Here is a 25881-nt window from a genome sequence, read left to right as displayed (position 1 = left end):
ATCAAGATGGGGCCATCCTAACGACCAATGGCGGGTGGGGCAAGTCGGCGGCGTATTGATGAGCAGCAATGTGGGTGGCGCGACGGGGTGGTCGGTTCTGTTTGGCGAACGCTTGTTCGCTAAAAGGGGGATCAGTATACTGCGCCGAGTTAAAACTCGAGGTGTTCGATGCTCAAAATTGCCCGTGTGCTGCTGCTTGGTCTGCTGCTCATTTTCTGGTTCCTGTTCGGCCTGCTGCTCTGTCTGGTTCGTCCGCGCCATCCCAACAACGTCTATGTCTTCGCCCGCATGTATCACGCGGTCTGCCCGCTGATCGGGCTGCGAGTCAAGGTGACGGTGGCCGACGAGGTCAAATCGGTCGGCCCGGCGGTCTACGTCTGCAACCACCAGAGCAACTTCGACATCTTCACCGTGACCGGTGCGGTGCAGCCTGGCGTGGTGGCGGTGGGCAAAAAGAGCTTGCTCTGGCTGCCGCTGTTCGGCCTTATCTTCTGGCTCTCCGGCAACGTGCTGATCGACCGCTCCAACCGCTCCCGTGCTATCGGCACCATAGGTCAGGTGGTGGATCGCATCAAGAACCGTGGCACCTCAATTTGGATGTTCCCGGAAGGGACCCGCTCCCAGGGGCGTGGCCTGCTGCCGTTCAAGGCGGGCGCTTTCCACACTGCGGTACAGGCTGAAGTGCCCGTGGTGCCCATCGTCTGCTCCAGCTACTTCGGTCAGGTCGATCTCAATCGCTGGGACAACGGCGAAGTGCTGGTGGAAGTGATGGCTCCGGTCTGCAGCAAGGAGCATGGTGCCAGCGGCATTCGCGATCTCTCCGACACCTGCCGCGCCCGGATGGAGGCCAAGTTGGCCGAACTGGACAGCAAGCTGGGCCACAGCCACGCCGCCTGACGGATAGCGCAGACGAATCGACAAGGGAGCCACAGGCTCCCTTTTTTGTTGGTAAAAATCACCACCAGGTTGGCTATTCTCACCAATAAACGCTTCTTGAATTTCCTCGGTAAATTCCCATCCATATGTAAAACAACAATAATTTTTCTTGGCACGGCTCTTGTAATGCAATGGGAAGAGATAGCCATCCCATCAACAAGGAGCCAGACCATGAGCGTATTCAGCCGCCTGACCGACGTGATTAATGCCAACCTGCACAGCCTGCTCGACAAGAGTGAAGAGCCGGAGAAGATGCTGCGCCTGATGATCGAAGAGATGGAGCAGGTGCAGGTCGAGATGCGTACCCAGGCCGCCCGCGTGATTGCCGAACAGAAGCAGCTGGAGCGTCACCAGCAGGCGTTGCAGGCGCAGATCCTGGAGTGGTCGGCCAAGGCCGAGCTCGCCATCCAGAAGGGACGTGAGGATCTGGCCCGCGCCGCCCTCACCGAGAAGCTGGCGGAGGTCAAAAAATGTGAACAGCTGGAGCAGGACAAGGCCCGGGTCGCCGAGGTGCTGGCCCAGCTTACCGCCGACAGCGAGCGGCTGGCGGCCAAGCTGACCGAGGCGCGCGAGAAGCAGAAACTGCTGACCTTGCGCGAGCAGACCGCCCATAGCCGCATTCGTGCCCGCGCCCAGGTGGACAACCAGCGGATGCATGAGCTGATGGCGCGCTTTGACGGTTTTCAGGGCCGGGTCGATCAGCTGGAAGCCCAGCTGGAGGCGGCCACCCTGGGGCAGAATCCCTCGCTGGAGGCCCAGTTCCGCGAGCTGGAGCTCAATGACGAGATCGAGCGCGAGCTGGCTCGCCTCAAAGGCCAGAAAGCGGAGGTGTAATCATGAGCCCCTGGCCCAAGGATCTGGTGCATCGCAAGCTGACCGGGGTCTGTGCCGGTATTGCCAGGCGGTTGGGGGTCTCCAGAGTCACGGTGCGGGTGGTGGCACTGCTCGCCCTGATCCTGATGCCGCCGCTGGCACTGGCCGCCTATCTGCTGGCGGTGCTGATGATGCCGCCCCGTTATGAATTGAAGCGCTGGCTGGATTGACCGAAGGGTTGCCAAGCCGGCAGACAAGGTACTGATAAGGAGCAAGTTATGCTGGAATTTTTCATCTTGCTGGTGGTGCTGCTGGTCATGGCACTGACCGGTTTTACCCTGGTAGCCATGTTGCTGGTGAGCGGCCTGTTTGTGCTGCTTGGGGCGCTGGGTGGCATGCTTGCTCTGATCATCAAGCTGGCCCCCTGGTTGCTGCTGGTGCTGGCGGTTTGCTGGCTGATCAGCAACCGCAGCAAGCGTTCCAATACCTACCTCTAACCCGCCTGAGATTGTGCAAGACGTTGTGTGATGCTCCCTGATTTCCCCTTTCCGGCCACTCATCGAGTGGCCTTTTTTTGCCTGTCGTCCTCAAGGCTGGGTGGCTGCGGGTAACCACTGGGGGCTCCAGCTCTGCCAGAGTGCCGGGCTGTGGATCAGCTGCTCCTTGAAGGATTTCGGCTGCTGCTTGAGGCGATATTCGATGCGCAGGGCCGCCCCCTTCTCGCCGACTTCCTGTTGCCATGCCAGTGTCAGTGGCCCCTTGCCGCGCAGGGCGCGAGCGCCCTTGCCACTCTGGTGCTGGCCCAGACGGCGCAGCGGATCCGTGCTGATCCCGGTATAGAGCAGGCCGGTGGCAGTACGCACCATATAGACTGACCAGCGGGAAGGGGCGGATGGTTGCGGCGCTGGAGTGGTGGTCGCGGGTTCTCTCATTCAAATTCTCTGTGCCAAACTCAGAGGCAGCTCAAGGAGGTGCGATGAGAGTCTGGTTTTGGTTGTGGTTACTGTTGTCGGTCCCGGCTCTGGGGGAGACGATCCGTCTCTACGATTACCATCAGCATCCCCCCTTCAACACCGGAGTGGATGCAGGGCTGAGCCGCGAGTTGGTCAAGTATCTCAATGAAAAGCTGGGGGGTGAACCCAGAATCGAGCTCTGGCTGGTCAATCGGGCCCGGCTGGCGCTGGAGATGGCGGATCCCGACTTTGACGGTCTGGTGGTCTGGGTCAATCCCGCCTGGGTGGGGGATCCCCATCGCGAGCGCTATCTCTGGACTTTCCCGGTGATGCGCGACACCAACGAGCTGGTCTCGAACATTGACAACCCGGTCACCTATCGCGGGCCCGACTCCCTCAAGGGGTTGGTGTTTGGCGGGGTGGAGGGTTACCGCTATCAGGGGATCGATGATGCGGCTGGCCGCGGGGAGCTGGTACGTCAGGATGCCAAGAAGGTGAAGACCAATCTTGAGCTGCTGGTGCGCGGTCGCATCGATGTGACGCTGGTGAGTGGTTCATCGCTGGGCTTTTTCATCGACTCACAGCACTATCAGGGCAAGCTGTTTATCTCACCCTTCCCCCAATCCAGCTATACCCGCCATATCCTGCTGCCCAAATCCCGTCCCGAGCTGCATGCCACCCTCAACGACATCGCCGAGCAGATGGACAGAGATACCCGTTGGCACAAGGTGCTGGAGTCCTATCGCGGTACGCCATGAGGGCGGCGCTTGAGTCGGTGCAGCGGCAACAGGCTCACCAGCAGACCTGCCCAGACAAAGGCGAAACCGACCGCCTTGATGGGGTCCGGCGCCTCACCAAACCAGTAGATGGCGAGCAGGAAGGCGAGGCTGGGCTCGATATATTGCAGCAGCCCCACAGTGCTCATCCGGGTTCTCGCCACCGCATAGCAGAAGAGCCCCACCGGCAGCAGAGTAGCGGGCGCACTGCCCATCAGCAGCAGCTTGTCAGCCAGATCTCCGTTCACGAATGCCCCTTCCCCGTGCCATGCCAGCGTACCGATGATGATCAGCGCGACGGGCAGTTGCACCATGGCTTCCAGATAGAGGCTGGTGCCGGTGTCGTAGTGGATCTTCTTCTTGATAAGGCCATAGCAGGCGAAGTTGGCCCCCATGATGAGGGAGAACCAGGGGAGCTGGCCGTAGCAGAAGAGCATGTAGGCGAGACCCGCCAGCGCCAGGGCGACCGCCAGATGCTTTTGCGGGGTGAGTCGCTCTTTGAGGAAGATGACGGCGAATACGATATTGAACAGCGGGGTCATAAAGAAGGCGAGGCTGGTGGTCAGCACTTGCCCGGTAGTGAGGCACCAGGTGAACATGCACCAGCTGATGGACATGACGGGGCCCGCCAGCAGAATGAGGCCGAGCTGGCGCGGCTCGCTGCGCAGTTGTGCCCAGGGCACCTTGTGGCCAAGCAGCAAAAACAGGGCGCCCAGCAGCACCACAGACCAGAGCACCCGGTGGGAGATCAGCTCCCACATGTTGACCTCGGGCATGAATTGATAATAGAGCGGTAGCATCCCCCACAGGATGAAGGAGAGGGTCGCGGTGCCGGTACCTAGCCAGTTTTTCATTATTATCCGTTTATTAAATTAAACATTCATGGCGATAGTAGGGGGCGTGCCCTGTTTCCACAAGAGGGAAAACAGGGAAATGCTGGTACTATCAACGTCATGCAGCGAATCGATAAGTTGTTTGAGCAAATCAGGGCCTGCCGTCTGTGCGAGGCTCATTTGCCGCTGGGGCCTCGTCCGGTGATCCGCGGGGCCGAGAGTGCCCGCTTGCTGATCATCGGTCAGGCGCCCGGCACCCGGGTGCATGCCAGCGGTATCCCGTGGGATGACCCCTCCGGTGACCGGCTGCGCCAGTGGCTCGGGGTCGATAAAACCACCTTCTACGACCAATCCCGCATCGCCATCATGCCGATGGGTCTCTGCTATCCCGGCAAGGGCAAGTCGGGCGATCTGCCGCCCAGACCCGAGTGCGCGCCCACCTGGCATGACAAGGTACTGATGCTGTTACCCAACATCGAACTGACCCTGCTGATCGGCCAATATTCACAAGCCTACTATCTGCGGGGGGCTGCCAGGGGCTCGCTCACCGAAACGGTGCGCAGCTGGGCCGACTATGGCCCCGGCTGGCTGCCGTTGCCGCATCCCTCCCCGCGCAATACCCTCTGGCTGAGGAAGAACCCCTGGTTCGAGCAGGAGATCGTCCCCCATCTGCAGCAAAGGGTCGCCCCGCTTCTGGGGAGACCCTGAGTATTAGAGCGCTGGCTCGGCCAGCGGTTTTGGCTTGCTGCGCGCCATGGCGATGAGCGGCAGGACGATGCAGATACAGCCCAGCAGCAGCGGCAGACCGGGCTGCTCGCCAAACAGCCACACCCCGATGGCCACCGCCATCAGCAGACCGGTGTACTCCGCCGAGGCGATCTTGCTCGCCTCCGCCTTGCGATAGGCCACCACGCACAATCCCGCATAGACCATGATCAGCGCCGAGGAGCCGAAAGCGGGCCACCACATCTGCCATTGCCAGTCGCCCCCTTCCCATAATGCCAGCGCCAGAATGAAGGGCATGCTCAGCACGTTGGTGAAAAACAGGGTCTGGGCGATGGGCTGCTTGAGCGGGATCCGCTTGATCAGCAGATTGTTGAGCGCCATCGACAGCGCCACCCCGAGCGCCGCCAGTGCGGCCCAGTTCACTTCAGTCGGGCGCAGCACGATCAAAACCCCGATAAATCCGATGACTGCGGTCAGCACCTTCTGGCGCGAGATCGCTTCCCCCGCCATCCACACCGCCAGCGGCACCATCATCAGGGGGGCGGCATAGAAGAGGGCATTGGCTGTGGCGAGCGGCAAGCGGGTGAGGGCGACCACCATCAGGCAGACGCCGACCGCCCAAATATGGGCCCGCAGCAGGTGCCACTTGATGGCCACCGGCGGGTTGCGGCGCCATGACCAGAGCAGCCAGGGCATCAGCAGAATGGCGGCCGAGAGCTGGCGGAAAAAGACAAACTGGAAGATGGGCTGATCCGGATCCAGCACCTTGACCAGCGCATCGGAAAAAACTGCCACCATATTGCCCAGCACCAGATAAAGGATGCCGATCCCTACTGCATTCATACCACCTCCCACTTCAGATGAGGGGGAGGGTAGCGTGCCGGTTGCTATCCAGTAAAATGATAAAAAATGACCACTCATGAGATATTTAGATAATGAAGCTTCCTCCCCTGCGTGCGGTGCAATATTTCGAGGTGGTGGCACGCTTGCTCAGCTTCTCCCGCGCCGCCCTTGAACTGAACGTCAGCCAGAGTGCGGTCAGCCACCAGATCCGCCTGCTGGAGGATTTTCTGGGTGAGCGCTTGCTGCTACGTCAGGGTCGGCTGCTCTCGCTGACGCCGCAGGGGGAGAGCTACTTCGAGGGGATTGCCGCCGGACTCAGCCAGATTGCCCAGAGCAGCGAACAGCTGCGCGGTGGTGGCGAGATGCGAGTCCGGCTCGCAGTCTACAGCTCGTTTGCTGTGAAGTGGCTGATCCCGCGGTTGGCCGGATTACGCCAGCTCTACCCCGAGCTGGATTTGAGTCTGGAGATGGTGGCGGAGGATCCCGAGCTATCTGATCGGGTGGCAGACTGCTTTATCACTGTGTCTCCCCACGGACGCGGCTATTGCCACGATCTTATTTATCAGGAGCGGCTCTTTCCGGTCTGCAGTCGCCGTCTGTTGCAGCAGGTCAGCGGGGAGTGGCCTGAGGCCATCTGGCAGCTGCCGCTGCTCTCGGTGCAGTCCATTTACAAGGCGCGGGGGGAGGATTGGCAGCGCTGGGCCAAGGCTGGCGGGCTGGTGATTCCGGACGAGGCGCGGATGCACCACTTCAGCCATGTGCTGTTGGCGATGGAGGCGGCAGCCTGGGATCAGGGGGTGGCATTCGTGAATGACTACATGCTGCGGCCCGATGATCCCCAGCTGGTGGCCTTGCCGGTACATCAGCTGGAGACGGGGGATGCCTTCTACTTCACCTGCAAGCGCTCGCGGGCTCATGAGCCTGCCATCAGCCGGTTGCGCCAGTGGCTGATGATGGAGACACGCCAGAGCATGCCGCTCTAGCCTGCACCGTTACGCTCTCTTGAACTGGCTCAGCACAAACAGGCTGGTGGCACAGACGACGACCGAAGGCCCAGCCGGGGTGTCCTGATACCAGGAGAGGGTCAGCCCGCCGAGTACGGCGAGACAGCCAATCAGTGCGGCAAAGCCAGCCATCTGCTCCGGCGTCTGGCTGAAGCGGCGGGCGGTGGCGGCGGGAATGATCAGCAGGGAGGTGATGATCAGCGCCCCGACAAACTTCATCGCTACGGCAATCACCAGCCCGATCAGCAGCATCAATACACAGCGCAGCACATCGACCCGGATCCCCTCTACCCTTGCCAGCTCTTCCGAGATGGTCATGGAGAGCAGGGGATCCCACAGTCGCCACAGGGTGAGCAGTACCAGCGCGCCACCGCCGTAGATCCAGAGCAGATCTATCGGTTGCACCGAGAGCAGGTCGCCGAACAGGTAGGCCATCAGATCCACCCGCACGTTATCCATAAAACTCAAGGTAACCAGACCGAGCGACAGGGCGCTGTGGGCCAGAATGCCGAGCAGGGTATCGGTCGCCACCTGCTGGTTGCGACTCATGATCACCAGCAGCATCGCCATGGCGAGGCAGCAGACCACCACCGCCAGGGTGAGATCGACCTGCAGCAGGATGCCCAGCGCGATGCCGAACAGGCAGGCGTGGGAGAGGGTGTCGCCAAAGTAGGCCATCTTGCGCCATACCACGAAGCTACCTAGGGGACCGGCCAGCAGGGCGATGCCGAGACCGGCCGCGAGGGCGTATAACAGAAAGCTGTCCACTTGAATGTCCTGTTGCTTGCGCTATTTGCTGTGAGCGTTGTTGCGAGAGGGCAGGCGGATGACGGGAGCCTGCGGTTCATGATGGTGGTGTTCGCCGTCGCAGTGGTGATGGTGGGTATAGACCGCCAGCACCTCCTGCTCCGGTCGCCCGAACAGGCGGGCAAATTCGGGGTGGCGCGCCACGCTTTCCGGCTCGCCATGACAGCAGACATGGCGATTGAGGCAGATCACCTCGTGGGTGCTGGCCATCACCAGATGCAAGTCGTGGGAGACCATCAGCACGGCGCAATTGAACTCGGCGGCGAGCTGACCGATCAGGGCGTAGAGCTCGATCTGGCCGGTGATATCGACCCCTTGCACCGGCTCGTCCAGCACCAGCAGCTCGGGCTTGACCAGCAGGGCGCGGGCCAGCAGCACGCGCTGCATCTCACCACCGGAGAGCTTCTGCATCCGGTTTTCCAGCAACCCTTCTGCGCCAACCCGGGCTAGCGCTTCCTCGATGGAGAGGCGGCTGTTTTTGCCCAGTTGCAGGAAGCGACGCACTGTCAGCGGCAGGGTGGGATCCAGATAGAGGCGCTGGGGCACATAGCCGACTCTCAGATCGCGGCTGCGGGTGATCTTGCCCGAATCTGGGGTGAGCAGACCCAGCACCAGCTTGCTCAGGGTGCTCTTGCCCGCCCCGTTGGGGCCGACGAGCGTGGTGATTTTGCCTTTATTGAGGGTAAAGGAGACCTTGTCGAGCACAGAGCGTCCATCAAACGAGAGAGAGACCTCTTTCAGCTCTACCAGTTGGCTCATGACAACTCCGGGGTTTACAGCCAGTGAGAGTTATAATATAACAAAAAGCGGCTGTTATATTATCACATACTCACCCCCTGACGAGATTCACCAATGAGAATTATTGCGCTTTTCACTGCCCTGCTGGCGGTGAGTTTGCCTGTTCGTGCCATTGAGGTACTGACCACCATCAAGCCCCTTGGCTTCATCGCAGCAGCGATCACTGACGGGGTGAGCGAGCCCAAGGTATTGCTGCCGACCGGTGCCTCTCCCCACGATTTCTCCCTGCGTCCGTCCGATATTCGCAGCATCAACAGTGCCGATCTGGTGGTGTGGGTTGGCCCCGAGCTGGAAGGTTTTATGGCCAAGCCGCTGGCCAACCATCCCCATGCTCTGGCCCTGACTCAGGTTGAGGGGATGCCGCTGTTCAACTACGCGACTCAGGATAGTCACGACTCCCATGACCATGATGATCACGATCATGCCGCCCACGAGCACGGTGACCATGATGAAGGGCATGAAGGACATCATCACGAAGGGGTCGATCCCCATATCTGGCTTGGCCCGACGCAGTCCAAAGTGATTGCCAAGGCGATCGCAAGTGAATTGGGCAAGCTGGATCCGGCCAATCAGGCTCGCTATGACGCCAACCTCGCGGCATTTGATACCAAGGTGGATGCCAAAGACAAGGTGATTGCCGGCCAGATGAAGGCGGTGAATGAGAAGGGGTACTTTGTATTCCACGAGGCGTATGGCTACTGGGAGCGCCACTACGGCATGAGTTCAAAGGGTCACTTTACCGTGAGCCCTGAGCGTCGCCCTGGCGCCAAGACCCTGGTGGATATTCGCAAGGCACTGGAAGAGAAGCAGGCGAGCTGCATTTATGCCGAGCCGCAATTCTCACCGGCTGTGATCGAATCGGTGGCACGCAATACCGGCGCCAAGGTGCTGTTGCTTGATGAGGTGGGTGAACAGGTACCGCTCGGCCCGGATGGTTATCCCCAATTCATGCAGCAACTGGCAGACGCATTTGCCCAATGTCGCTGATCAGCGGCTGAGTCTCTCATCCGGAGGGGCTATACTGACCTCCAGCATCTGACATGGAGTGTCCGGTATGAAATGGTTGTTGATCCCGGCCTGCACGTTGGCGCTATGTTGCGCCAACGTGCAGGCTTCGCGTCTTTCCGAATATATTGCCAGTCCGGATCTGCGGGCCAAGCTGCAGGAAGTGTATGGTGGCCGCGCCATTCAACGGGCCGAGGCATTCTCTCGCCTGCTCACTCCCAGAGCGGGTACAACCGACCAGCAGAAGATCGAGCTGGTGAACAACTACTTCAACAATCTGACCTATAGCGAGGATCCCAAGCTGTGGGGAGATGAGGATTACTGGGCCAATCCGCTGGAGTTCATCGGTGCCCGGGGTGGGGATTGCGAGGATTACAGCATCTCCAAGTACTACACCCTGATGGAGCTGGGGGTGGATGAGAAGAAGCTGCGACTGGCCTACGTCAAGGCGGTGCGTTACAACCAATTCCACATGGTGACGCTCTACTTCCCGACGCCCAAGGCTGATCCACTGGTGCTCGACAACATCAACAGCCGGATCCTGCCGGGCAGCAAGCGTACCGACCTCATTCCCGTTTACAGTTTCGATGCCAAAAGCATCTGGATCATGAAGTCACGGCGGGAAGGGACGCTGGCGGGGAGTGCCGATCGGTTGGCGCAGTGGACATCGATGAAGACCCGTTTCTCCAGCGAGCAACTGCGCTCTCCCCGTCGTCAGTTATAGCTTGCCCGCCGCCTTCAACTCATCGAAATATTTCGCTGCGCCCGGATGCTGTTCAACACTCAGCACCGGGCCGGTTTTATTGCGTGCCCGGTGAAACATATTGGCGTAGCCATAAGTCTGCTCATTGAACTTGGTTTGCTGGGTCAGCATGGCCTTGGTCAGGCGATAGACAGACTCTTCCGGCATGCTGGCATTGGTAACCAGGGTGGCGGCAATGGCAAAGGTAGGGGTCGCCTTCAGATTGCCGGGGTAGATGCGGGCGGGCACCTGACTGCGCTGGTAATATTTGACCCCTTTGAGTAATTGATCTCGGGTGGCCCCATCAATGGGGAGGAAACTGACCGCGCAACGTTTGGCGGTGTCGAGCACAATCCGGTTAGGGTGTCCCATCACCAGTGCAAATGCGTCGATCTGCTTGCTGCAGAGCGCATCCGGCAGGTTGGCCATGCTCTTCAGATCGAGATCCTGCTCTTTCGCTCCCAAGATGTTGAACAGGGTCAGCGCCGTCTGGCGTGTTCCCGAGTTCTTCAACCCCATGTCGATGGGGGCGAGCTTGAGCTGTTCCAGTGAAGTGATATCGCCATCGGCACGGATCACTATGGTGAAGGGCTCGGCATGGGTGGCAAACAGGGCGCGCAGCTCAGGTTGCGGCTGCGTGGCAAAAGGGCCCAAGCCCTGGCTTGCCTGATATAGCCAGTCTGACTGCACCATGGCGTAGGAGGTCTCGCCACTCTTCAGCTGCTTCAGGTTTTCTATTGAACCCGATGAGCTCTGCAATGTGCACGCAAGTTGCTCATCGACCTCATGGGCCAGACGGCAAAACTCTTTGGTTATCTGGTGATAAATCCCCTGCTCACCCCCGGTGGTGATAGTGACGGTTTCAGCCATCAGGCAGGGTTGCCACATCAGGGGCAACAGCATGGCGAGCTTCTTCATGATTGCGCCTCCTTGGCATAACCATCGATACCCCAGGTCCGTAGTTTGTCGATGTCGTTACACTCTCCCGATTCTGCCAGTAGGGTATAACCGGCGGCATGCATGGTCTGGGAGAGCAGATTCCAGTAGAGCGGCTCATCGGTCAGCTGACAGCTGATAAAAATGGGATTGAGCGGGTCAAGTTGATTGAAGGTATCCGCATTGAGAGGAATGGCGCTGAAGGCGAGCTCACACCCCTGTTCCTGCAACGCAGCCAATGTGGCTTGGCCGTGGGCGGGAAAGGTGACCACATCCCAGCGCCAATCCAGTGTTTTGCCGTGGCCCTGGCTTAGCAGAGGGGCGATCTCGGACCATTGCGGGTGATTGAGCAGGGAGAGGGGCAGCAAGACCCCTTCTATATGAGAGTGCTGCCACTGTTGCAGGGCGCTCTGGATGGTTGCGAGATCGCTGTCGGCACCGAGGGGCTGACTGGGCAAGAAACGCTGATAGAGGGCGATCTCCCCTTGTGTGGAGACAAATTTTTGCAGTTGCCCGCCTTCCGGCAGTGGGCTCACTCCTTGCAGCGGCTGTGGGGTCGTCAGTGGCAGCTGTTTTCCCAGCTGGGTGATCTTGAGTCGTTGTTGCAGCAGATCCCGTTTGCGTTCGGAAACCAATTGGTTGATGGAAAGTGCCACTTCTTTGAGGTCTTGCAACCAGGGAGTGGGCAGGGTGCTGTTGAACTGGTGTTTGCGGATACGGATCAGCTGCAGGTTGATCTGCTCCAGGGGCTGCAGCAGGCGTTGGCACACCAGGGAGATGATCAGGGTAAATACGACGAGGCCCGCCAACAGCGCCAGACCGGTGCGACTGATGGCATTCCACAGATGCTGATAGGCGTAGCCGCTATGCCCCTCAAGGGTCAGAGTGCCCAGCATGCGCCAGCCATCGGTCAACTCTTGCTCAATCTTGACGGGGGGCATGCCGATAACCGAGGGAAGCCAGCCGGGGACATTTTGCTGGGTAGAGTGGAAGACCTTCTGAAACAGCAACTGGCCATCGGGATCGATCAGGGTGACCGAGCTGACGAAGCCGCCATCGAACATGGCATTGACGATGGTCTCGGCCAGCACATTGTCGTCATTGAGCAGGGTTCCTTGCAGCACCAGCCCGAGAGCGGTGATGGCGGTTTCCAGGTTGGCTGACATCTGGTCGAGGATGGATTGGCGGACCGTCGTGACTTCCAGTGCAAACAGCAGCGCTGCACCGATCAGGAACAGGACGACAATTATTCTGATTAACAGTTTTGCTAACGACATATCCACTCCATGGAAAAGTTATCGCAACATTTTGGGTTTCTATTCAGTATCGAATCCGACCCGGTTCTTAAAAATAGGAAAAAATGGTTAAAAAAGACGATCATTTCTGCCCATCCGGGCGGGTTATGCATAAAATGTGAGGTTCATGCAGATTGTGATGAACTATTTGTAACTATTTGTGTCCAACAAACAGTTTTATACGGTTTTGTCACAACTGACATCGCAACTCACACTCTTTAGATCTAAATACAGGATAGCGGATGAAACGTCTCCGTCCCTTGGTAGTACGGGCTGCCAATTGGGAACCACCGGTTCCCCGCAAACACTTTTACGCCATGCTGATGCTGACGGCCATGACCCTGTCAGCAGTGGCATTATTGCCAGCTCCGGGTGACATCCTCGAGCGGCCGCTGCGTCTTGAGTTGCCCATTGATACCGCAGGTACGGCAACCAACGAAAACAACACCGACTTTAACGAAATTCCCGATCACGAACTGGTTGATCAGAGTGCGCCGGATGACGACATCCCGGTCGACACCACCCCCCAGTGGCAGGATTACCGGGTCCGCAACGGCGAAAACCTGACCGCCATTTTTAACAATCTCGGTCTCTCCACCACCACCCTCTACAAGGTGCTGGACGCGGACAACAAGAACTATCTGGCGCGCCTCAAACCGGGCCAGAATATCGAGCTGCTGATCGATCAGGACAACATCCTGCAGCAACTCAAAATCCGCCTGAACATCAAGCAGACGCTGGTGATGGCGCGCAGCGACGATGCCTATACCGCCTCCATGATCAATGAGAAGGTTGAGTGGCAACCGCAGCGTTACAACGGCGTGATCAACGGCAGCTTCTATGTCAGTGCCCGCAATGCGGGGATTCCAGCCAACCATATCCAGAAAATTGCCAACCTGTTCCAGTGGCGAATGAATTTCGCCAAGGATCTTCAGAAGGGCGACAAGTTCAAAGTGCTGGTACGCCAGGAGACAGTGGAAGGCAAGAGCACTGGCAACAGCCAGCTGCTAGGTGTGGAAGTGACCAGCCAGGGCAAGACGGTGTCGGCCTGGCTATCCGATGACGGCAACTATTACGACGGTCAGGGCAACAGTCTGGAGCGCGGATTCCGCCGCTACCCGACCCATAGCCGCTATCGGATCAGCTCCAATTTCAACCCGGCGCGCAAACATCCGGTAACCGGTATGGTGCGTCCTCACGAGGGCACCGACTTCGCAGTGCCGGTGGGTACGCCAGTGCTGGCGACCGGCGATGGCGTCGTCCAGAAGGCAACCAGCCACCCGCTGGCGGGCACCTATATCGTCATCAAGCACGGTCGAACCCTCTCTACCCGTTATCTGCACCTGAGCAAGTTGCTGGTCAAAACCGGTCAGCGGGTGAAGATGGGCGACAAGATCGGCCTCTCCGGCAATACCGGTCGCTCGACTGGTGCTCACTTGCATTACGAGCTGCGGATCAACAACCGTCCGGTTAATGCCATGACCGCCAAGCTGCCGATGGCTGAACCGCTCAGTGGCAAGGAGCGTCGCCAGTTCCTGGCCAAGGTGAAGAGCTACCGCAAGGAGCTGGCCGCCGGTTAATCGCTGTAGCCACTAGCTGAAATGAAAAGGCCCCGCCAGACTGGCGGGGCTTTTTTGCATGCGCAGTGTTGGTCAGTAACCCTTGTCGAAGTCAATCTTGCCATCCAGTGGCTGGCCATCGATAAAGCGAATGTAGTTGCGTACAAATATCTGGGCCACATCCTCTGGAAAGCTGTAGGCGCTGTTGTGGGGGGTGGCGATGAGGTTGGGTTGGCCCCACAGTGGACTGTCGGCGGGCAGCGGCTCCTGCTCGAATACATCCAGCACCGCCATTGCCAGCTTGCCGGTACGCAGTGCGGTGAGCAAATCGCCCGAGTGTACAGCGCTGCCACGACCGACGTTGAACAGGATGGCGCCCGGTTTGCAGTGTTCGAAGCGGGCGGCATTGAAGAGATGACGGGTATCGCGGGTGGCAGGCAGCACGCTGACGATGACATCGGCCTGCGCCAGCATCTTGTTGAGTGCAGGCAGCTGATAAACCTGGTCAAACCCGGCACGCTCCCGACCACTGCGGCTGATGCCCAGCACCTTCATGCCAAAATGTTTGCCGGTGTGGGCGATATGCTGGCCAATGCTGCCGGTCCCCAGGATCAGCATGGTGCGCCCCTTGAGGCCCTGATAGGGGTGGCTTTGCCACAGCCGCTGTTTCTGCTGCTCCCGATAAAGAGGAATTTGGCGCATCAGGCTGAGCAGATGACCAAAGACATACTCGCTCATCAGCGGGCCGAAGATGCCGCGTACATTGGTGAGCTGATAGTTGCGACGACTGTCAGGATCGAGCAGCACATCGACTCCCGCATAGGTGGACTGGAACCAGCTCAGCTTGTTGGCTTTGGGCAGCAGCGGTTTGGCACGGGCCGGTTCGGCCATCAGAATATGGGCTTCGCCGATCAGCTTCTCGGCATCGCTCTGGTTATCGGCCCGCAGAATGCGCAGATGGGGGAGGTTGGCGGCCTTGAGCAGCCGTTCGTAGTGAGCATTATCCTGGCTGAGCAAAAGAAGGGTACGTTGGCTCATACTCTTGTTCCTTATCAGAATTTGCGGCGCAACAAGATGCCGCTCTCGACCCATCTTACCTGACTTCATATCGCAACATAGCCGACCAGGGCGCTTTTTCGTTTTCGCCGCGCCCCTCGTGGGCTACAATCTGCCCCACATTTTGCAAAGGATCCGACTCCAGTGTTTGGTGACAAGTTTTATAAGCGACTGGCCGAGCTACAGCCTTGGCAACAGACCGTCTACACCCTGGCGCTGGCAGAGCGCATGTACCCCAACTATGCCCTGTTCTGTCAGGCTTCCGGCTTTGGCAATGCAGGCGCTTTCCGGCATGCGCTGGATCAGATGTGGGTCTACCTCACCGTCAAGGGATCCCGGGTCAATCTGGGTGCCATTCTCGAAGAGTTCGAGTCTCACATTCCGGATCCCCGCAAGTTTGAGTCCTACGGTGCCTATCCGGCGCTTGATGCCTGTGTTGCGCTGGGCTGCGCCTACAACTCGGTGATCTGCCGGGTCGGCGAAGAGGCCAACGATGCCAGCCATGCGTCAGTCGGTACCGTGGCCGGTTTTATCGAGCTGCTGGAAGAGCGGGATCTGACCGAAGATGAGCTCTACGAGCACGAGTACATGGAAGCCGAGCTGGAGTTCCAGGTTGAACTGCTCAAGCGGGTTGCCCATGAGCGCGACAGCGATCGTATTCTGGCCATCAGAGTATTCGCCTCTCAGGATGGCGTCTCCAATATCGGGATCAGCCTGGAAGAGTAATCCTCTACGACCCCTGATAGAACAAAGCTCCCTTTCGGGAGCTTTTTTTATGCCTGAAATTGTTCAGCAGCTTATGCCTGCTCTTCGGTGAGGGGTCTGACGCTCAGCACCGGGGCCGCGTCGATTTCGTCTGCATTCATCATGGAGGAGATGCGTTGCAGGGAAGAGAGCAGCAGGGTCTGCTCCCACGCTTCCAGTGCCTGAAAACGCTGGATGAAGCGCTCTTGCAGCGGGGTCGGGGCCTGGGCCAGCAGGGCGCGGCCTGCGTCAGTCAGTGTCGCGTGAACCTTGCGCTTGTCGGTATTGCTGCGAACGCGCTGCACCAGTTGGCGGCTCTCCAATCGGTCCATGATGGTGGTGGCGGTGGCCTGGCTCATGTTGGTGTGATCGGCCAGCTGACGCATGGAGATCTGTCCCAGCTCGTCGATCCCTTTGAGCAGCAAGAGTTGCGGAGAAGTTAGCCCGGCTTCTTTGATCAAGCGCCTGGAGTGCATGTCGATGGCACGAATAATCTGGCGCAGGGCGACCAGCACTTCATCATGTTTTTCCATGGGGTGTGCGTCATTGGAGGGCTATGTAGAGGCGCAAAATTTTCCGCCTAATTCGTCACAAGGTCAATATGGTTTTTGTTGTAATAATTTCTGCTCTAATTAATTTTGTGTTAGGTTGACGGGCATTTCACGGAATTCACCCTGACATTTGAGGAGCTAAATGATGAATGACGAGCTGGATATCAAGTCTCTGGTGGCCGAGTTACGTGTGGTCAGAGTGCGCTATGAACTGCCGGACACCTCTGCTTTTGTGCGCTATCAGCCTGCCTATGATGAAGACCCCAACAACCTCAAGGTACACCACTATGATGGTGAGTTACCCCTCTCTTGCAGTGAGACAGGTACTTTCAACCTAAAGGAGTTGGTGAATGAATTGCGCTACGCTTATATGCTGGTGCACCTCTTTCCTGACGAAAGTGCCATGAACTTTTATCTGACCGGCCTCGATACCGGCCTGGCCCAGCTGGAGTTCATCGGTGGCTCTTACGACTTTAATCGCCTCTGGATCACCAGCGGTATCTCCAATCTGGGCGTCCCCATGGCCATTTTCCTTGGCAAGCGTCACGCCGTGAATGGCCAGCCCTCGGTTTCGCTGGTGGATCACCGCGAACAGGCGGCTGGCAAGCTGGTCTATCGCGCCATCGGCGGTGCCGGTGATCATGTGGGCGAAGATTTTTTCAACAACGACTAAGGAGGCTGGATGCGAGCAAGCAAAGGGCTATTGAAAGGCCTCAACCCGACCATGGCCATGACGGCCCTCACCGTGATCACCCTGTTTTTGCTGTTTGGCGTATTTGTTCCCGATACCGCGGCCGCCTGGTTTGTCGGTGCCAAGGATCAGATTATTGCCGGGTTCAAGTGGTACTACATTCTGGTGGTCGCCCTGTTCCTGTTCTTCGCTGTCTACCTGATGTTCAGCCGTTTTGGCAGCATCCGGCTGGGTGACGACGACCAGGTACCGGAGTTCGGCTACTTCGCCTGGTTCTCCATGCTCTTTAGCGCAGGCATGGGTATCGGTCTGGTGTTCTGGAGCATCGCCGAGCCGATGAACCATCTGCAGGGCAATCCGTTCATTACCGAAGGGATGACCCCGGAAGCGGCCCAGATCGCCATGCGCCTCACCTTTTTCCATTGGGGCCTCCACCCCTGGGCCATCTATGTGATCGTCGGCCTGTCACTTGCCTTTTTCAGCTACCGGCGCAAGTTGCCGCTGGCGATCCGCTCTGTGCTTTACCCCATCCTTGGCGAGCGAATCTACGGTTTCTGGGGCCATGCGGCCGATGTGCTGGCGGTGTTCGGCACCGTGTTCGGGGTGGCGACCTCCCTTGGTCTGGGGGTCTCCCAGATGAATACCGGCCTCAACCAGATGTTTGGTATGGCGGTGTCGCAGTCCAACCAGCTCTGGCTGATTGGCGGTATCAGCCTGATCGCCACTCTGTCGGCGGTTTCCGGGGTCGGGCGCGGAGTGAAGATCCTTTCCGAGCTCAATATCTGGCTGAGCGTCTTCGTTCTCGCACTCTTTTTGGTGCTGGGGCCGACCACCTATATCCTCAACGCCTATGTACAGAACATCGGTGATTACCTGCAGAACATCGTCAAACTGAGCTTCTGGACCAACACCGAGGCCAACGGCACTTCGGCCTGGCAGTCGAGCTGGACGGCGTTTTACTGGGGTTGGTGGATTGCCTGGGCGCCGTTTGTCGGCATGTTTATCGCCCGCATCTCCAAGGGGCGTACTATCCGCGAGTTTGTGCTCGGTGTGTTGCTGGTACCCTCGCTGCTCGGCATGTTCTGGCTCACCGTGTTTGGCGGCACGGCGATGAATCTGGAGCTGTTCGGTGGCGGCGGCGTGGTCGCTGCGGTCAATCAGGATGTGACGCTGGCGCTCTACAAGACGGTCGAGCTGCTGCACTGGGATACCTTCGGCTGGATTGCCAAAGCTGTGCTGACCCTGCTCATCTGCACCTACTTCATCACCTCCAGTGACTCGGGTACGCTGGTCATCACGACTCTGCTCTCCATCGGTGATCAGGAGCCGCCGGTTCTGCACCGCGCCGTATGGGGTCTGGGGCAGGGGCTGGTTGCGGCCATCCTGCTGGTTTCCGGCGGCCTGGCGGCCTTGCAGGCGGCCAGCATCATAGCGGCGCTGCCCTTCTCGGTGATCATGCTGGCGATGTGCTATTCGCTGATGCTGGGGCTCAAGCAGGAGAGCCAGCGCCAGTTCGAATATCGCCAGAATCTCAAGCGTCACGATGGCTCATCCCATATGAGCCTGATGGAGCGAATTGGTCCGGCATAACAGCACCAGCAGGGGTTAGCGCCCCTTTATATATAAACCTGGATGCAAAACGGCCGCCCTGGCGATGCTCTCCTTGCGGAGCTCATCATCAGGGCGGCCGTCTGTTATGGGGCCGAGGTTACTCTTCGATAAAGGTCCACTCATCCTTGATGCGGCTGATGGCATCAGTGCGCTTTTTGGCCAGCTGTTCCTTGATCTCTTCCCCTTTGAAACCGGCCGCCACTATCTCTTTCACCGGCACCGCCTGGGCGGCAGCCAGCGCTTCGGCCACATAGTCCGGCTCGGCGTAGACCCGCTCCTCGAAACCGGTGCGGCCGTGGAAGTCGGCGCGGCAGGCATCCAGCAACTGAGCAAAGCGCTCGGGGCGACGCCAGGCATCAGCCTTGTCGAACACCTTGAGCAGGGTGGCGGGTTTGAGCTCAAAGGCGATGTGGATGTGGGTATGCAGATCGCTCACCAGCAGCGCCAGATCCCGGCACTCGTTGGGAACCCGGAACCGCTCGCACAGAGCGCGAATAAGCGGCAGCCCTTTCTGGCCGTGACCGTGATGGCTTGGCCAGAACTCCTTGGGGGTGACTCCCTTGCCAAGGTCGTGGCAGAGGGCGGCAAAGCGGACGGTCAGCTCGGGGGAGATCCGGCACGCCTGCTCCAGCACCATCAGGGTGTGGATACCGGTGTCGATCTCCGGGTGCCACTTGGCCGGGGCGGGGACGCCGAACAGAGCGTCGATTTCGGGGAAGAGTGCCTTGAGGGCGCCGCACTGGCGCAGCACCTCGATAAAGATCTGTGGGGTCGGCCCCAGCAGTACCTTCTCCAGCTCCTTCCAGACTCGCTCCGGCGTGAGGTGGGCCAGCTCGCCAGCGGCCGTCATCTCGCTCATCAGGGTGAGGGTCTCCGGCGCTATGGTAAAGCCCTGAGCGTGGAAGCGGGCGGCGAAGCGGGCGACCCGCAAGATGCGCAGCGGATCTTCGGCAAAGGCGGGGGAGACGTGGCGCAGCAGCCGTTTTTTCAAATCCTCAATGCCACCGTATGGGTCGTGGAGCTCTCCCTGTTCATCTTCGGCGATGGCGTTGATGGTGAGATCCCGGCGCAGCAGATCCTGCTCGAGCGTCACATCGGGGGCGGCGTGGCAGACAAAACCGGTGTAGCCCTGACCCTGTTTGCGTTCGGTACGGGCGAGGGCATACTCCTGCTGGGTTTTGGGGTGAAGAAACACGGGAAAGTCGCGACCGACCTGGGTAAAACCCAACGCCAGCATCTGTTCCACGGTGGCGCCGACCACCAGATGATCCCTGTCGCCCTGCGGCAATCCTAGCAGGCGATCCCGCACTGCGCCCCCAACCAGATAAGTCTGCAAACCGTCTCTCCCGTCATCAATTGTGGGGCCGAGTATATCGTCTTTGTTACCGCTTTGCTGCCTGACCACCACCTGGCCGCGGTGCCAGTCAGCGCGGCTTTGACTTGGGCGTGACGAGGCCTTACGCTGCCGCACCAGACAGCTGGCGCTGTGCTGCGGGATGACTTTATGCCCGCGCAGGCCAGATGAGCCGAAGGAACCGCAGAGTTCCCCTTATATCAACGACATGAGAACAACGTGAATCAATCAACCTTCGCAAGCCGGGTTCTGGAGTGGTACGAGCTTCATGGCCGCAAAACCCTGCCCTGGCAGCAGGAGAAGACCCCTTACCGGGTCTGGGTCTCGGAGATCATGCTGCAGCAGACCCAGGTCGCCACAGTCATCCCCTATTACCAGCGTTTTATGGCGCGCTTCCCCGATGTGGTGGCGCTGGCCGATGCCCCTGTCGATGAGGTGCTGCACCACTGGACCGGGCTTGGCTACTACGCCCGGGCCCGCAACCTGCACAAGGCGGCCCAGCAGATCCGCGATCACCACCATGGTCTCTTTCCCGAGAGTTTTGACGAGGTGATGGCGCTGCCGGGGATTGGCCGTTCAACCGCCGGGGCCGTGTTGTCGCTCTCCCTCGGTCAGCCCCACGCCATCCTTGATGGCAACGTGAAGCGGGTGCTCACCCGCTGGCTGGCCTTGCCGGGCTGGCCGGGCCTGAAACCGGTGGAGAACGAGCTGTGGGAGATCGCCATCCGACTGACCCCCAAGCTGGGTGTGGCGCACTACAACCAGGCGATGATGGATATCGGGGCGACGATCTGCACCCGTAGCAAGCCTGCCTGTGATCGCTGTCCGGTGCGGGCCGATTGCCAGGGGCTGTCGCAAGGCAAGCCTACCGCTTATCCCAACAGCAAGCCCAAGAAGAGCATTCCGGCCCGCGATGGCATCATGCTGCTGATCCGTCACGGTGATGAGCTGCTGCTGGAGAAGCGGCCGCCACAGGGGATCTGGGGCGGGCTCTACTGCTTCCCGCAAGTGGCCTCGCTGGCGGAGGTGGATGGTCTGCTGGCGTCCCTTGGCCTGAGCCATCACGGTTATCGGGAACTGGCCGGTTTTCGCCATACCTTCAGCCACTTCCATCTCGATATTCAGCCGCTGCTGATTGACATTGATGAGGCGCAGCCGCTGCGGCTCATGGAAGCAGATAACCGACTCTGGTATAACTTACGCCATCCTGCCGAGGTGGGGCTGGCGGCCGCCACGGCCCGTCTGCTCGCCTATCCAGAGTTACAACCATAGAGGTCAACATGAGCCGTACTGTATTTTGCCAACGCCTGAAAAAAGAGGGCCCGGGTCTGGATTTCCAACTCTATCCCGGTGAGCTCGGCAAGCGGATTTTTGACAACATCAGCAAGGAAGCCTGGGCCGAGTGGCAGAAGAAGCAGGTGATGCTGATCAACGAGAAAAAGCTCAACATGATGAATCTTGAGCATCGCCAACTGCTGGAAAAAGAGATGGTCAGCTACCTGTTTGATGCAGGTGAAGTGCAGATCGAAGGTTACACCCCGCCTGCCCAGTAAGCTCTCCGGCTGTTGTACGTGTGAACAGGTGCGGTAATGGCGCCACACTGGCGTGACCGCTCCTGAAGTCGCAGCAAATGAATGATGGGCAGCTCTGCTGCCCAGTTTGAGGATCCTATGGGCCGAATTTTTTGGCTGCTGTGCACCCTGCTGTTTCTCTCTGCCTGCTCATCCTCCCCCAAGCCCAGCGGGAGTGAGGATGACGATCTGGTCAACGGCAAGGACATCCGCGGTTTTGAACACATGATCAGCGCGCTCTCCCATAACGTGAACGAGATATGGGGGCGGGAGGCGCTGTTTGCGGGCAAGTTTGACTACGTAAAATACACGGATCAGTACAAGAGCCGGGCCCACATTGACTTCTCCAGCGGCCACATCATGGTGGAGACGGTCTCGGGCATCGATCCCCGTGCTCACCTGCGTCGCGCCATCATCGAGACCCTGCTGACCCCGGACGATCCGGCCGAAGTGGATCTTTACTCCGACCGGGAAATTCTGACCGGCGGCGAGCCTTTCCTCTATGGTCAGGTGCTGGACAATCAGCGCCAGCCAATCCGAGCCTCCTGGCGCGCCGAGCGTTATGCCGATTACCTGCTCAACACGGCGATGAAGAAGCGCACTCTGGGTATTCGCACCATCTTCTTCGTCGATATACCCATGGTGGCCAACCATGAAGATCGACGGGGCTACAAGTATGCGGGGATCATCCGGGAAGCGTCGCGCAAATACGGCGTGCCGGAGAGCCTGATCTATGCGGTGATCAAGACCGAGAGCAGCTTCAACCCCTATGCGGTGAGCCATGCCAACGCTTATGGCCTGATGCAGGTGATCCCGGCCACTGCCGGTCGTGACGTCTATGTGCGGGTCAAGGGCAAGAACGGCCAGCCGACCCGGGAGGAGCTGTTCAACCCGGCCTACAACATCGATGTCGGTACCGCCTATCTGCACCTGTTGCAGACCGTCTATCTGGCGGATATTCAGGATCCGCGCTCCCGTCGCTATGCGGTGATCTCCGCCTATAACGGTGGCGCTGGCGGGGTACTCAATACCTTCTCCAGCGATCGCAAGGCGGCGCCGGGCCGGATCAACCGGCTCTCCCCCGAGGCGGTCTATCAGGTGTTGACCGAGCAACATCCCAAAGAGGAGGCGCGCCGTTACCTCTACAAGGTCAATCAGGCCGAGAAGGGCTTCAAGAGAGCCTTTGCCAGTCGGGCCGGTTAAGCGGTGATGCTGGGTTAACCATACAAAAGGGCGCTTGATATCAAGCGCCCTTTTAACGTCTGGCCAGTTCGTCGTTGAAGTGGCCTTATTTGGCGATAAAGCCGCCCTTGGTCTGCGGGGCCGCGCCCACTTTCTCCAGGGTTTTCACTTCCACTTCGGTCTTGTTCCAGCTGTGGTCCACTTCACCACGGATGCGGATCTGATCATCCGGGCCCACTTCGGTGCCACGCCACACATCCTGATCCACTTCGACCTCCACCTCACCGCTGGCATCGCGGAACAGATAGTTCTCGCCGCCCAGGTGCTTGACCAGTTTACCTTCCAGGGTGGCCCAGCTGTCATCGGCCAGATCTTTCAGTTGAGCAACGGAAACCTTGTTCTGCTCTTGCGGACCGGTATAGGCCGCCATGGCAAAAGAGGAGACAGACATCAGGGTCAACAGTCCGATTACGCTTGCGCTTGCCTTGTTCATTTCATACTCCTGTCGTTGGTATGAGTGCATTGTGCCGGGGGGGGCGTGAAACAAGCGTGAAAGAAATAGGCTGGTGTGATTGTCTGTTTTGTGAGCGCAAGCGATTTCATCGGTGTCGGAACATGTGTGATTTCATCTGGAACTGTAATCTGTCGCCTTCACCAGAAGTCAGTGGCAGCAGACTCTTCCCATGCCTGTCGCCACTCGAGGAGAAGTCCGCAGGTCTCACCTGCTTAATCGAAGAGCATAATAATATGAAAAAATGGCTTGTTTGTTTATTGGGGTTAATGGCATTGACCGCGCAAGCGGCAGAGGGACGCCAACCTTTTTCCCGGGTTGTGATGTTTGGTGACAGCCTCTCCGACACCGGCAAGATGTACAAAAAGATGCGAGGGTATCTCCCCTCCAGCCCACCCTACTTCAACGGGCGCTTCAGCAACGGCCCAGTGTGGCTGGAGCAGTTGGGTGACGAGCGTTTCCCCGGTCTGGTCGTGGCCAACGAGGCGGAAGGCGGTGCAACCGCGGTGGCCTATAACCATCTGGGGGCTCTGAATGGCTGGCTCGGTTTCTGGTCCTGGGATCCCAAATATCAGGTGATCAACAATCTCGATTACGAGATCGATCAGTTCCTGAAAAAGGACAAGTTCCGTCCCGATGATCTGGTGGTGATCTGGGTCGGTGCCAACGACTATCTGGCCTATGGCTGGAACACCGAGCGGGATGCGGATCGGGTGATCGATACCATCCGGCTGGCATCCAACCGGTTGGTGCTCAACGGCGCGCAGCAGATCCTGCTGTTCAACATTCCTGATCTGGGGCAGACCCCGTCAGCCCGCAGCATGAAGGTGGTGGAGAAGGTGCGCCATGTGGCCAGTTACCACAACCAGAAGTTGCAGAACCTCACTCGAGAGCTGGCTCCCCTTGGCATCGTGAAGCTGTTCGAAGTGGACAAGCAGTTTGACGAGATGATGCGCGATCCTCAGCAGTTCGGGCTGAGTGACACAGAACACGCTTGCTACGGTGGCGGCTATACGTGGAAGCCGTTCTCCGGCAGCGCCGCCGAGGTGGCTGCGACCCCGGCTTTGAGCGTCTCCGAAAGAGTGGCTATTGCCGGTAACCCGATCCTGGCGCAGGCGGTGGTGAGCGGGCAGGCAAAAGGGCGAGCAGCGACTTTCAACTGCGATGAGCATATGTTCTGGGATCAGGTGCATCCGACCAGGACGGTGCACAAGGTACTGAGCCAGCGTGTTGCTGACTTTATCGATCAGCACTACGAGTTTGTTCGTCACTGATATCGCTTCGGGCCAGCATGTTGCTGGCCTTTTTCTCCTATCTGCCCTCATTTGTGCGTCTTTTTGCGTCACATTCAGTTCAAATAACAAACGTTTGTTGCTGTTTTTGTAACGTGGTTGCGTTAGAGTGTTTTTTGTTAATTGATATCAGTGACTTGAAAATAGGCTAACGTTGATATGCTGCGATCGCTTTTGGGTGGTTGCACCTATAAGACGAGGTGATATCAATCAACCTCCTCCTACATAAAGTTGCAGAGGCTCAAACATGAAAAAATCATTGATTACCTTGCTGGTTACCGGCTTGCTGGCGGCCAATGCCCAGGCTGCCGGTCAAGACAACACCTGGTATGGCGGTGCCAAACTGGGTTGGTCCAACTTCTACGGCATTGATGAAAGCAACAGCTTTACCCTCGGCAATGAGACCAATGATGCTCTTGGGGCTGGTGTATTTGCCGGCTATCAACTTAACAAGAACCTGGGCATCGAATATGGCTACGATTATCTGGGTAAGTACAAATATGATGCCCGCTCAGCCACGGGCGCAGCGTTTCAAGATGAAGTTCAGGCCCAACTTATTCATTTATCATTGAAGCTGGGCTTCCCTGTAACTGATAGCCTCGACCTGTACGGACGTATCGGCGGTGGTTATGCGGCCGCTAACAGTGACCTGAAAGGGGGTGATGGCCGGTTCAACTTTGTCAGCGCGCTGGGTGCCGAGTATGCATTCAACCTCGACTGGGCAGCTCGCCTGGAGTATCAGTACACCACCCCGTATGGCAGTCGTGATGATACCGGTTTGAGAATGGATAATGGCCTGCTCTCGCTGGCAGCGGTTTATCGCTTTGGTCAGGTTGCCCCTGTGGCGCCCGCCCCGGCTCCGGAACCTGCTCCTGCACCTGTGATGGTTGAGAAGCAGTTCACCCTGAGCTCCGATGTGCTGTTTGACTTCAACAAGGCGACTCTCAAGCCAGAGGCCAGTCAGGCACTGGATAGCCTCTATAGCCAGATTGAAGAAGCACGACCCAAAGATGGCGTAGCAACCGTAATTGGGCACACCGACCGTATCGGTTCCGATGCCTACAACCAGAAGCTCTCCGAGCAGCGTGCCCAGACCGTTGCCAACTATCTGGTTGGTAAAGGGATCCCGGCCGCCAAGATCAATGTGGAAGGGCGTGGTAAATCCTCACCGGTTACCGGCGACAGCTGCGTCAGCAAGTCCAAGCGTGAGCTGATCGTCTGCCTGGCTCCGGATCGCCGTGTTGATGTGAAAGTCGAAGGTGTTAGCGAGGTGCAGGAGTAATCCTTCACAC

29 protein-coding genes are annotated in these 25881 nt (G+C 58.6%); 18 read left to right on the top strand and 11 right to left on the bottom strand.

Going from position 1 to position 25881, the window contains the following annotated elements; genetic code table 11:
• Window positions 1-168 precede the first annotated feature (168 nt).
• The 4 genes from ACTG2S_RS19245 (at window position 169) to pspG (ending at window position 2246) form a co-directional block, all read left to right on the top strand.
• Window positions 169-897, top strand: a complete 729-nt coding sequence (locus ACTG2S_RS19245) for a 1-acylglycerol-3-phosphate O-acyltransferase (RefSeq protein ID WP_019446682.1) — start codon at window positions 169-171, stop codon at window positions 895-897.
• Between the two features lie 210 nt (window positions 898-1107).
• Complete coding sequence (pspA, locus tag ACTG2S_RS19240) at window positions 1108-1770, top strand: phage shock protein PspA (RefSeq protein ID WP_019446683.1); 663 nt, start codon at window positions 1108-1110, stop codon at window positions 1768-1770.
• Between the two features lie 2 nt (window positions 1771-1772).
• Window positions 1773-1979: a PspC domain-containing protein gene (locus tag ACTG2S_RS19235; RefSeq protein ID WP_043826074.1), complete on the top strand. Its 207-nt coding sequence runs from the start codon at window positions 1773-1775 to the stop codon at window positions 1977-1979.
• Between the two features lie 48 nt (window positions 1980-2027).
• Entirely contained in the window at window positions 2028-2246 is a 219-nt protein-coding gene (gene pspG / locus ACTG2S_RS19230) for an envelope stress response protein PspG (protein WP_005335871.1), read from the top strand.
• Between the two features lie 90 nt (window positions 2247-2336).
• Here the strand turns inward: pspG and ACTG2S_RS19225 are convergent, their stop codons facing one another.
• Window positions 2337-2681, bottom strand: coding sequence for a GIY-YIG nuclease family protein (locus ACTG2S_RS19225; RefSeq protein ID WP_100652727.1), 345 nt, complete (start codon window positions 2679-2681; stop codon window positions 2337-2339).
• Between the two features lie 44 nt (window positions 2682-2725).
• Here ACTG2S_RS19225 and ACTG2S_RS19220 point away from each other — a divergent pair, with 44 nt between their 5' ends.
• Window positions 2726-3460, top strand: coding sequence for a substrate-binding periplasmic protein (locus tag ACTG2S_RS19220; protein ID WP_274161111.1), 735 nt, complete (start codon window positions 2726-2728; stop codon window positions 3458-3460).
• Here the strand turns inward: ACTG2S_RS19220 and rarD are convergent.
• Window positions 3442-4332, bottom strand: a complete 891-nt coding sequence (gene rarD, locus ACTG2S_RS19215; RefSeq protein ID WP_167557651.1) for an EamA family transporter RarD — start codon at window positions 4330-4332, stop codon at window positions 3442-3444. The two genes, ACTG2S_RS19220 and rarD, sit on opposite strands and share 19 nt — an antisense overlap.
• Window positions 4333-4431: 99 nt before the next feature.
• Here rarD and ACTG2S_RS19210 point away from each other — a divergent pair, with 99 nt between their 5' ends.
• Window positions 4432-5019, top strand: a complete 588-nt coding sequence (locus tag ACTG2S_RS19210) for a uracil-DNA glycosylase family protein (protein WP_274161112.1) — start codon at window positions 4432-4434, stop codon at window positions 5017-5019.
• 3 nt (window positions 5020-5022) lie between these two features.
• Here the strand turns inward: ACTG2S_RS19210 and ACTG2S_RS19205 are convergent, their stop codons facing one another.
• Window positions 5023-5880, bottom strand: coding sequence for a DMT family transporter (locus tag ACTG2S_RS19205; protein ID WP_274161113.1), 858 nt, complete (start codon window positions 5878-5880; stop codon window positions 5023-5025).
• Window positions 5881-5972: 92 nt separating this feature from the next.
• Between ACTG2S_RS19205 and ACTG2S_RS19200 the strand changes: the two genes are divergently transcribed.
• Window positions 5973-6863, top strand: coding sequence for a LysR substrate-binding domain-containing protein (locus tag ACTG2S_RS19200; RefSeq protein WP_042656430.1), 891 nt, complete (start codon window positions 5973-5975; stop codon window positions 6861-6863).
• Window positions 6864-6872: 9 nt separating this feature from the next.
• On the opposite strand, the gene znuB is transcribed toward ACTG2S_RS19200, so the two are convergent.
• Complete coding sequence (gene znuB / locus ACTG2S_RS19195; RefSeq protein WP_042019412.1) at window positions 6873-7652, bottom strand: zinc ABC transporter permease subunit ZnuB; 780 nt, start codon at window positions 7650-7652, stop codon at window positions 6873-6875.
• 21 nt (window positions 7653-7673) lie between these two features.
• On the bottom strand, window positions 7674-8450 hold the full coding sequence (gene znuC / locus ACTG2S_RS19190; protein WP_005354861.1) for a zinc ABC transporter ATP-binding protein ZnuC: 777 nt from the start codon (window positions 8448-8450) through the stop codon (window positions 7674-7676).
• A 93-nt stretch (window positions 8451-8543) separates the two neighbouring features.
• Here znuC and znuA point away from each other — a divergent pair, with 93 nt between their 5' ends.
• Both znuA and ACTG2S_RS19180 read left to right on the top strand, forming a co-directional pair.
• The gene (znuA, locus tag ACTG2S_RS19185; RefSeq protein ID WP_088868439.1) at window positions 8544-9476 is read left to right on the top strand and encodes a zinc ABC transporter substrate-binding protein ZnuA; all 933 of its coding nucleotides are present in this window, start codon (window positions 8544-8546) and stop codon (window positions 9474-9476) included.
• Window positions 9477-9543: 67 nt separating this feature from the next.
• A complete protein-coding gene (locus ACTG2S_RS19180) occupies window positions 9544-10218 on the top strand; it encodes a transglutaminase-like cysteine peptidase (protein ID WP_005335848.1) in 675 nt (224 codons plus the stop codon).
• Here the strand turns inward: ACTG2S_RS19180 and ACTG2S_RS19175 are convergent.
• Together ACTG2S_RS19175 and ACTG2S_RS19170 are read right to left on the bottom strand one after the other, a co-directional pair.
• Window positions 10213-11154, bottom strand: coding sequence for a TAXI family TRAP transporter solute-binding subunit (locus ACTG2S_RS19175; protein WP_274161114.1), 942 nt, complete (start codon window positions 11152-11154; stop codon window positions 10213-10215). The two genes, ACTG2S_RS19180 and ACTG2S_RS19175, sit on opposite strands and share 6 nt — an antisense overlap.
• A complete protein-coding gene (locus ACTG2S_RS19170) occupies window positions 11151-12449 on the bottom strand; it encodes a LapD/MoxY N-terminal periplasmic domain-containing protein (RefSeq protein WP_274161115.1) in 1299 nt (432 codons plus the stop codon). The genes ACTG2S_RS19175 and ACTG2S_RS19170 overlap by 4 nt, the downstream gene beginning before the upstream one ends.
• 260 nt (window positions 12450-12709) lie before the next feature.
• Here ACTG2S_RS19170 and mepM point away from each other — a divergent pair, with 260 nt between their 5' ends.
• Window positions 12710-14047: a murein DD-endopeptidase MepM gene (gene mepM / locus ACTG2S_RS19165; protein WP_274161116.1), complete on the top strand. Its 1338-nt coding sequence runs from the start codon at window positions 12710-12712 to the stop codon at window positions 14045-14047.
• Window positions 14048-14119: 72 nt separating this feature from the next.
• Here mepM and ACTG2S_RS19160 read toward each other — a convergent pair whose 3' ends face one another.
• Window positions 14120-15064 (bottom strand): D-2-hydroxyacid dehydrogenase, encoded by a 945-nt coding sequence (locus ACTG2S_RS19160; protein ID WP_439983108.1) that lies wholly within the window; start codon window positions 15062-15064, stop codon window positions 14120-14122.
• A 162-nt stretch (window positions 15065-15226) separates the two neighbouring features.
• On the opposite strand from ACTG2S_RS19160, the gene ACTG2S_RS19155 reads away from it, so the two are divergent.
• On the top strand, window positions 15227-15808 hold the full coding sequence (locus tag ACTG2S_RS19155; protein WP_274161118.1) for a YjaG family protein: 582 nt from the start codon (window positions 15227-15229) through the stop codon (window positions 15806-15808).
• Between the two features lie 71 nt (window positions 15809-15879).
• Here ACTG2S_RS19155 and ACTG2S_RS19150 read toward each other — a convergent pair whose 3' ends face one another.
• Window positions 15880-16359, bottom strand: coding sequence for a MarR family winged helix-turn-helix transcriptional regulator (locus tag ACTG2S_RS19150; RefSeq protein ID WP_013723454.1), 480 nt, complete (start codon window positions 16357-16359; stop codon window positions 15880-15882).
• A 163-nt stretch (window positions 16360-16522) separates the two neighbouring features.
• Between ACTG2S_RS19150 and ACTG2S_RS19145 the strand changes: the two genes are divergently transcribed.
• Both ACTG2S_RS19145 and ACTG2S_RS19140 read left to right on the top strand, forming a co-directional pair.
• On the top strand, window positions 16523-17050 hold the full coding sequence (locus tag ACTG2S_RS19145; RefSeq protein WP_274161130.1) for a hypothetical protein: 528 nt from the start codon (window positions 16523-16525) through the stop codon (window positions 17048-17050).
• 9 nt (window positions 17051-17059) lie between these two features.
• Window positions 17060-18658, top strand: coding sequence for a BCCT family transporter (locus ACTG2S_RS19140; RefSeq protein ID WP_005335834.1), 1599 nt, complete (start codon window positions 17060-17062; stop codon window positions 18656-18658).
• Window positions 18659-18776: 118 nt separating this feature from the next.
• Here the strand turns inward: ACTG2S_RS19140 and ACTG2S_RS19135 are convergent, their stop codons facing one another.
• Window positions 18777-20015, bottom strand: coding sequence for a multifunctional CCA addition/repair protein (locus ACTG2S_RS19135; RefSeq protein WP_088868443.1), 1239 nt, complete (start codon window positions 20013-20015; stop codon window positions 18777-18779).
• A 237-nt stretch (window positions 20016-20252) separates the two neighbouring features.
• On the opposite strand from ACTG2S_RS19135, the gene mutY reads away from it, so the two are divergent.
• The 3 genes from mutY (at window position 20253) to mltC (ending at window position 22807) form a co-directional block, all read left to right on the top strand.
• A complete protein-coding gene (mutY, locus tag ACTG2S_RS19130; RefSeq protein WP_204480962.1) occupies window positions 20253-21305 on the top strand; it encodes an A/G-specific adenine glycosylase in 1053 nt (350 codons plus the stop codon).
• Window positions 21306-21313: 8 nt separating this feature from the next.
• Complete coding sequence (locus tag ACTG2S_RS19125; protein WP_005335828.1) at window positions 21314-21586, top strand: oxidative damage protection protein; 273 nt, start codon at window positions 21314-21316, stop codon at window positions 21584-21586.
• A 117-nt stretch (window positions 21587-21703) separates the two neighbouring features.
• On the top strand, window positions 21704-22807 hold the full coding sequence (gene mltC / locus ACTG2S_RS19120; RefSeq protein ID WP_005354839.1) for a membrane-bound lytic murein transglycosylase MltC: 1104 nt from the start codon (window positions 21704-21706) through the stop codon (window positions 22805-22807).
• Window positions 22808-22892: 85 nt separating this feature from the next.
• On the opposite strand, the gene ACTG2S_RS19115 is transcribed toward mltC, so the two are convergent.
• Window positions 22893-23279 (bottom strand): YgiW/YdeI family stress tolerance OB fold protein, encoded by a 387-nt coding sequence (locus ACTG2S_RS19115; protein WP_005335826.1) that lies wholly within the window; start codon window positions 23277-23279, stop codon window positions 22893-22895.
• A gap of 254 nt (window positions 23280-23533) precedes the next feature.
• Here ACTG2S_RS19115 and ACTG2S_RS19110 point away from each other — a divergent pair, with 254 nt between their 5' ends.
• Entirely contained in the window at window positions 23534-24571 is a 1038-nt protein-coding gene (locus ACTG2S_RS19110; protein ID WP_274161119.1) for an SGNH/GDSL hydrolase family protein, read from the top strand.
• 265 nt (window positions 24572-24836) lie between these two features.
• Window positions 24837-25871 carry a porin OmpA gene (ompA, locus tag ACTG2S_RS19105; protein ID WP_139437008.1) on the top strand — a complete coding sequence of 345 codons (1035 nt, stop codon included), beginning with the start codon at window positions 24837-24839 and terminating at the stop codon, window positions 25869-25871.
• Window positions 25872-25881: the final 10 nt, after the last annotated feature.

It is taken from the genome of Aeromonas sp. 82P (assembly GCF_051919365.1).
Lineage (GTDB): Bacteria > Pseudomonadota > Gammaproteobacteria > Enterobacterales > Aeromonadaceae > Aeromonas > Aeromonas veronii.
The sequence above is the reverse complement of the archived record's forward strand: the minus strand, read 5'-3'. Positions and strand labels throughout refer to the sequence as shown.

Excerpts from the sequence above, each read along its gene's own strand:
- ACTG2S_RS19245 (WP_019446682.1), top strand. The coding sequence starts at position 169 with ATGCTCAAAATTGCCCGTGTGCTGCTGCTTGGTCTGCTGCTCATTTTC.
- pspA (WP_019446683.1), top strand. The coding sequence starts at position 1,108 with ATGAGCGTATTCAGCCGCCTGACCGACGTGATTAATGCCAACCTGCAC.
- ACTG2S_RS19235 (WP_043826074.1), top strand. The coding sequence starts at position 1,773 with ATGAGCCCCTGGCCCAAGGATCTGGTGCATCGCAAGCTGACCGGGGTC.
- pspG (WP_005335871.1), top strand. The coding sequence starts at position 2,028 with ATGCTGGAATTTTTCATCTTGCTGGTGGTGCTGCTGGTCATGGCACTG.
- ACTG2S_RS19225 (WP_100652727.1), bottom strand. The coding sequence starts at position 2,681 with ATGAGAGAACCCGCGACCACCACTCCAGCGCCGCAACCATCCGCCCCT.
- ACTG2S_RS19220 (WP_274161111.1), top strand. The coding sequence starts at position 2,726 with ATGAGAGTCTGGTTTTGGTTGTGGTTACTGTTGTCGGTCCCGGCTCTG.
- rarD (WP_167557651.1), bottom strand. The coding sequence starts at position 4,332 with ATGAAAAACTGGCTAGGTACCGGCACCGCGACCCTCTCCTTCATCCTG.
- ACTG2S_RS19210 (WP_274161112.1), top strand. The coding sequence starts at position 4,432 with ATGCAGCGAATCGATAAGTTGTTTGAGCAAATCAGGGCCTGCCGTCTG.
- ACTG2S_RS19205 (WP_274161113.1), bottom strand. The coding sequence starts at position 5,880 with ATGAATGCAGTAGGGATCGGCATCCTTTATCTGGTGCTGGGCAATATG.
- ACTG2S_RS19200 (WP_042656430.1), top strand. The coding sequence starts at position 5,973 with ATGAAGCTTCCTCCCCTGCGTGCGGTGCAATATTTCGAGGTGGTGGCA.
- znuC (WP_005354861.1), bottom strand. The coding sequence starts at position 8,450 with ATGAGCCAACTGGTAGAGCTGAAAGAGGTCTCTCTCTCGTTTGATGGA.
- znuA (WP_088868439.1), top strand. The coding sequence starts at position 8,544 with ATGAGAATTATTGCGCTTTTCACTGCCCTGCTGGCGGTGAGTTTGCCT.
- ACTG2S_RS19180 (WP_005335848.1), top strand. The coding sequence starts at position 9,544 with ATGAAATGGTTGTTGATCCCGGCCTGCACGTTGGCGCTATGTTGCGCC.
- ACTG2S_RS19175 (WP_274161114.1), bottom strand. The coding sequence starts at position 11,154 with ATGAAGAAGCTCGCCATGCTGTTGCCCCTGATGTGGCAACCCTGCCTG.
- ACTG2S_RS19170 (WP_274161115.1), bottom strand. The coding sequence starts at position 12,449 with ATGTCGTTAGCAAAACTGTTAATCAGAATAATTGTCGTCCTGTTCCTG.
- mepM (WP_274161116.1), top strand. The coding sequence starts at position 12,710 with ATGAAACGTCTCCGTCCCTTGGTAGTACGGGCTGCCAATTGGGAACCA.
- ACTG2S_RS19160 (WP_439983108.1), bottom strand. The coding sequence starts at position 15,064 with ATGAGCCAACGTACCCTTCTTTTGCTCAGCCAGGATAATGCTCACTAC.
- ACTG2S_RS19150 (WP_013723454.1), bottom strand. The coding sequence starts at position 16,359 with ATGGAAAAACATGATGAAGTGCTGGTCGCCCTGCGCCAGATTATTCGT.
- ACTG2S_RS19145 (WP_274161130.1), top strand. The coding sequence starts at position 16,523 with ATGAATGACGAGCTGGATATCAAGTCTCTGGTGGCCGAGTTACGTGTG.
- ACTG2S_RS19140 (WP_005335834.1), top strand. The coding sequence starts at position 17,060 with ATGCGAGCAAGCAAAGGGCTATTGAAAGGCCTCAACCCGACCATGGCC.
- ACTG2S_RS19125 (WP_005335828.1), top strand. The coding sequence starts at position 21,314 with ATGAGCCGTACTGTATTTTGCCAACGCCTGAAAAAAGAGGGCCCGGGT.
- mltC (WP_005354839.1), top strand. The coding sequence starts at position 21,704 with ATGGGCCGAATTTTTTGGCTGCTGTGCACCCTGCTGTTTCTCTCTGCC.
- ACTG2S_RS19115 (WP_005335826.1), bottom strand. The coding sequence starts at position 23,279 with ATGAACAAGGCAAGCGCAAGCGTAATCGGACTGTTGACCCTGATGTCT.
- ACTG2S_RS19110 (WP_274161119.1), top strand. The coding sequence starts at position 23,534 with ATGAAAAAATGGCTTGTTTGTTTATTGGGGTTAATGGCATTGACCGCG.
- ompA (WP_139437008.1), top strand. The coding sequence starts at position 24,837 with ATGAAAAAATCATTGATTACCTTGCTGGTTACCGGCTTGCTGGCGGCC.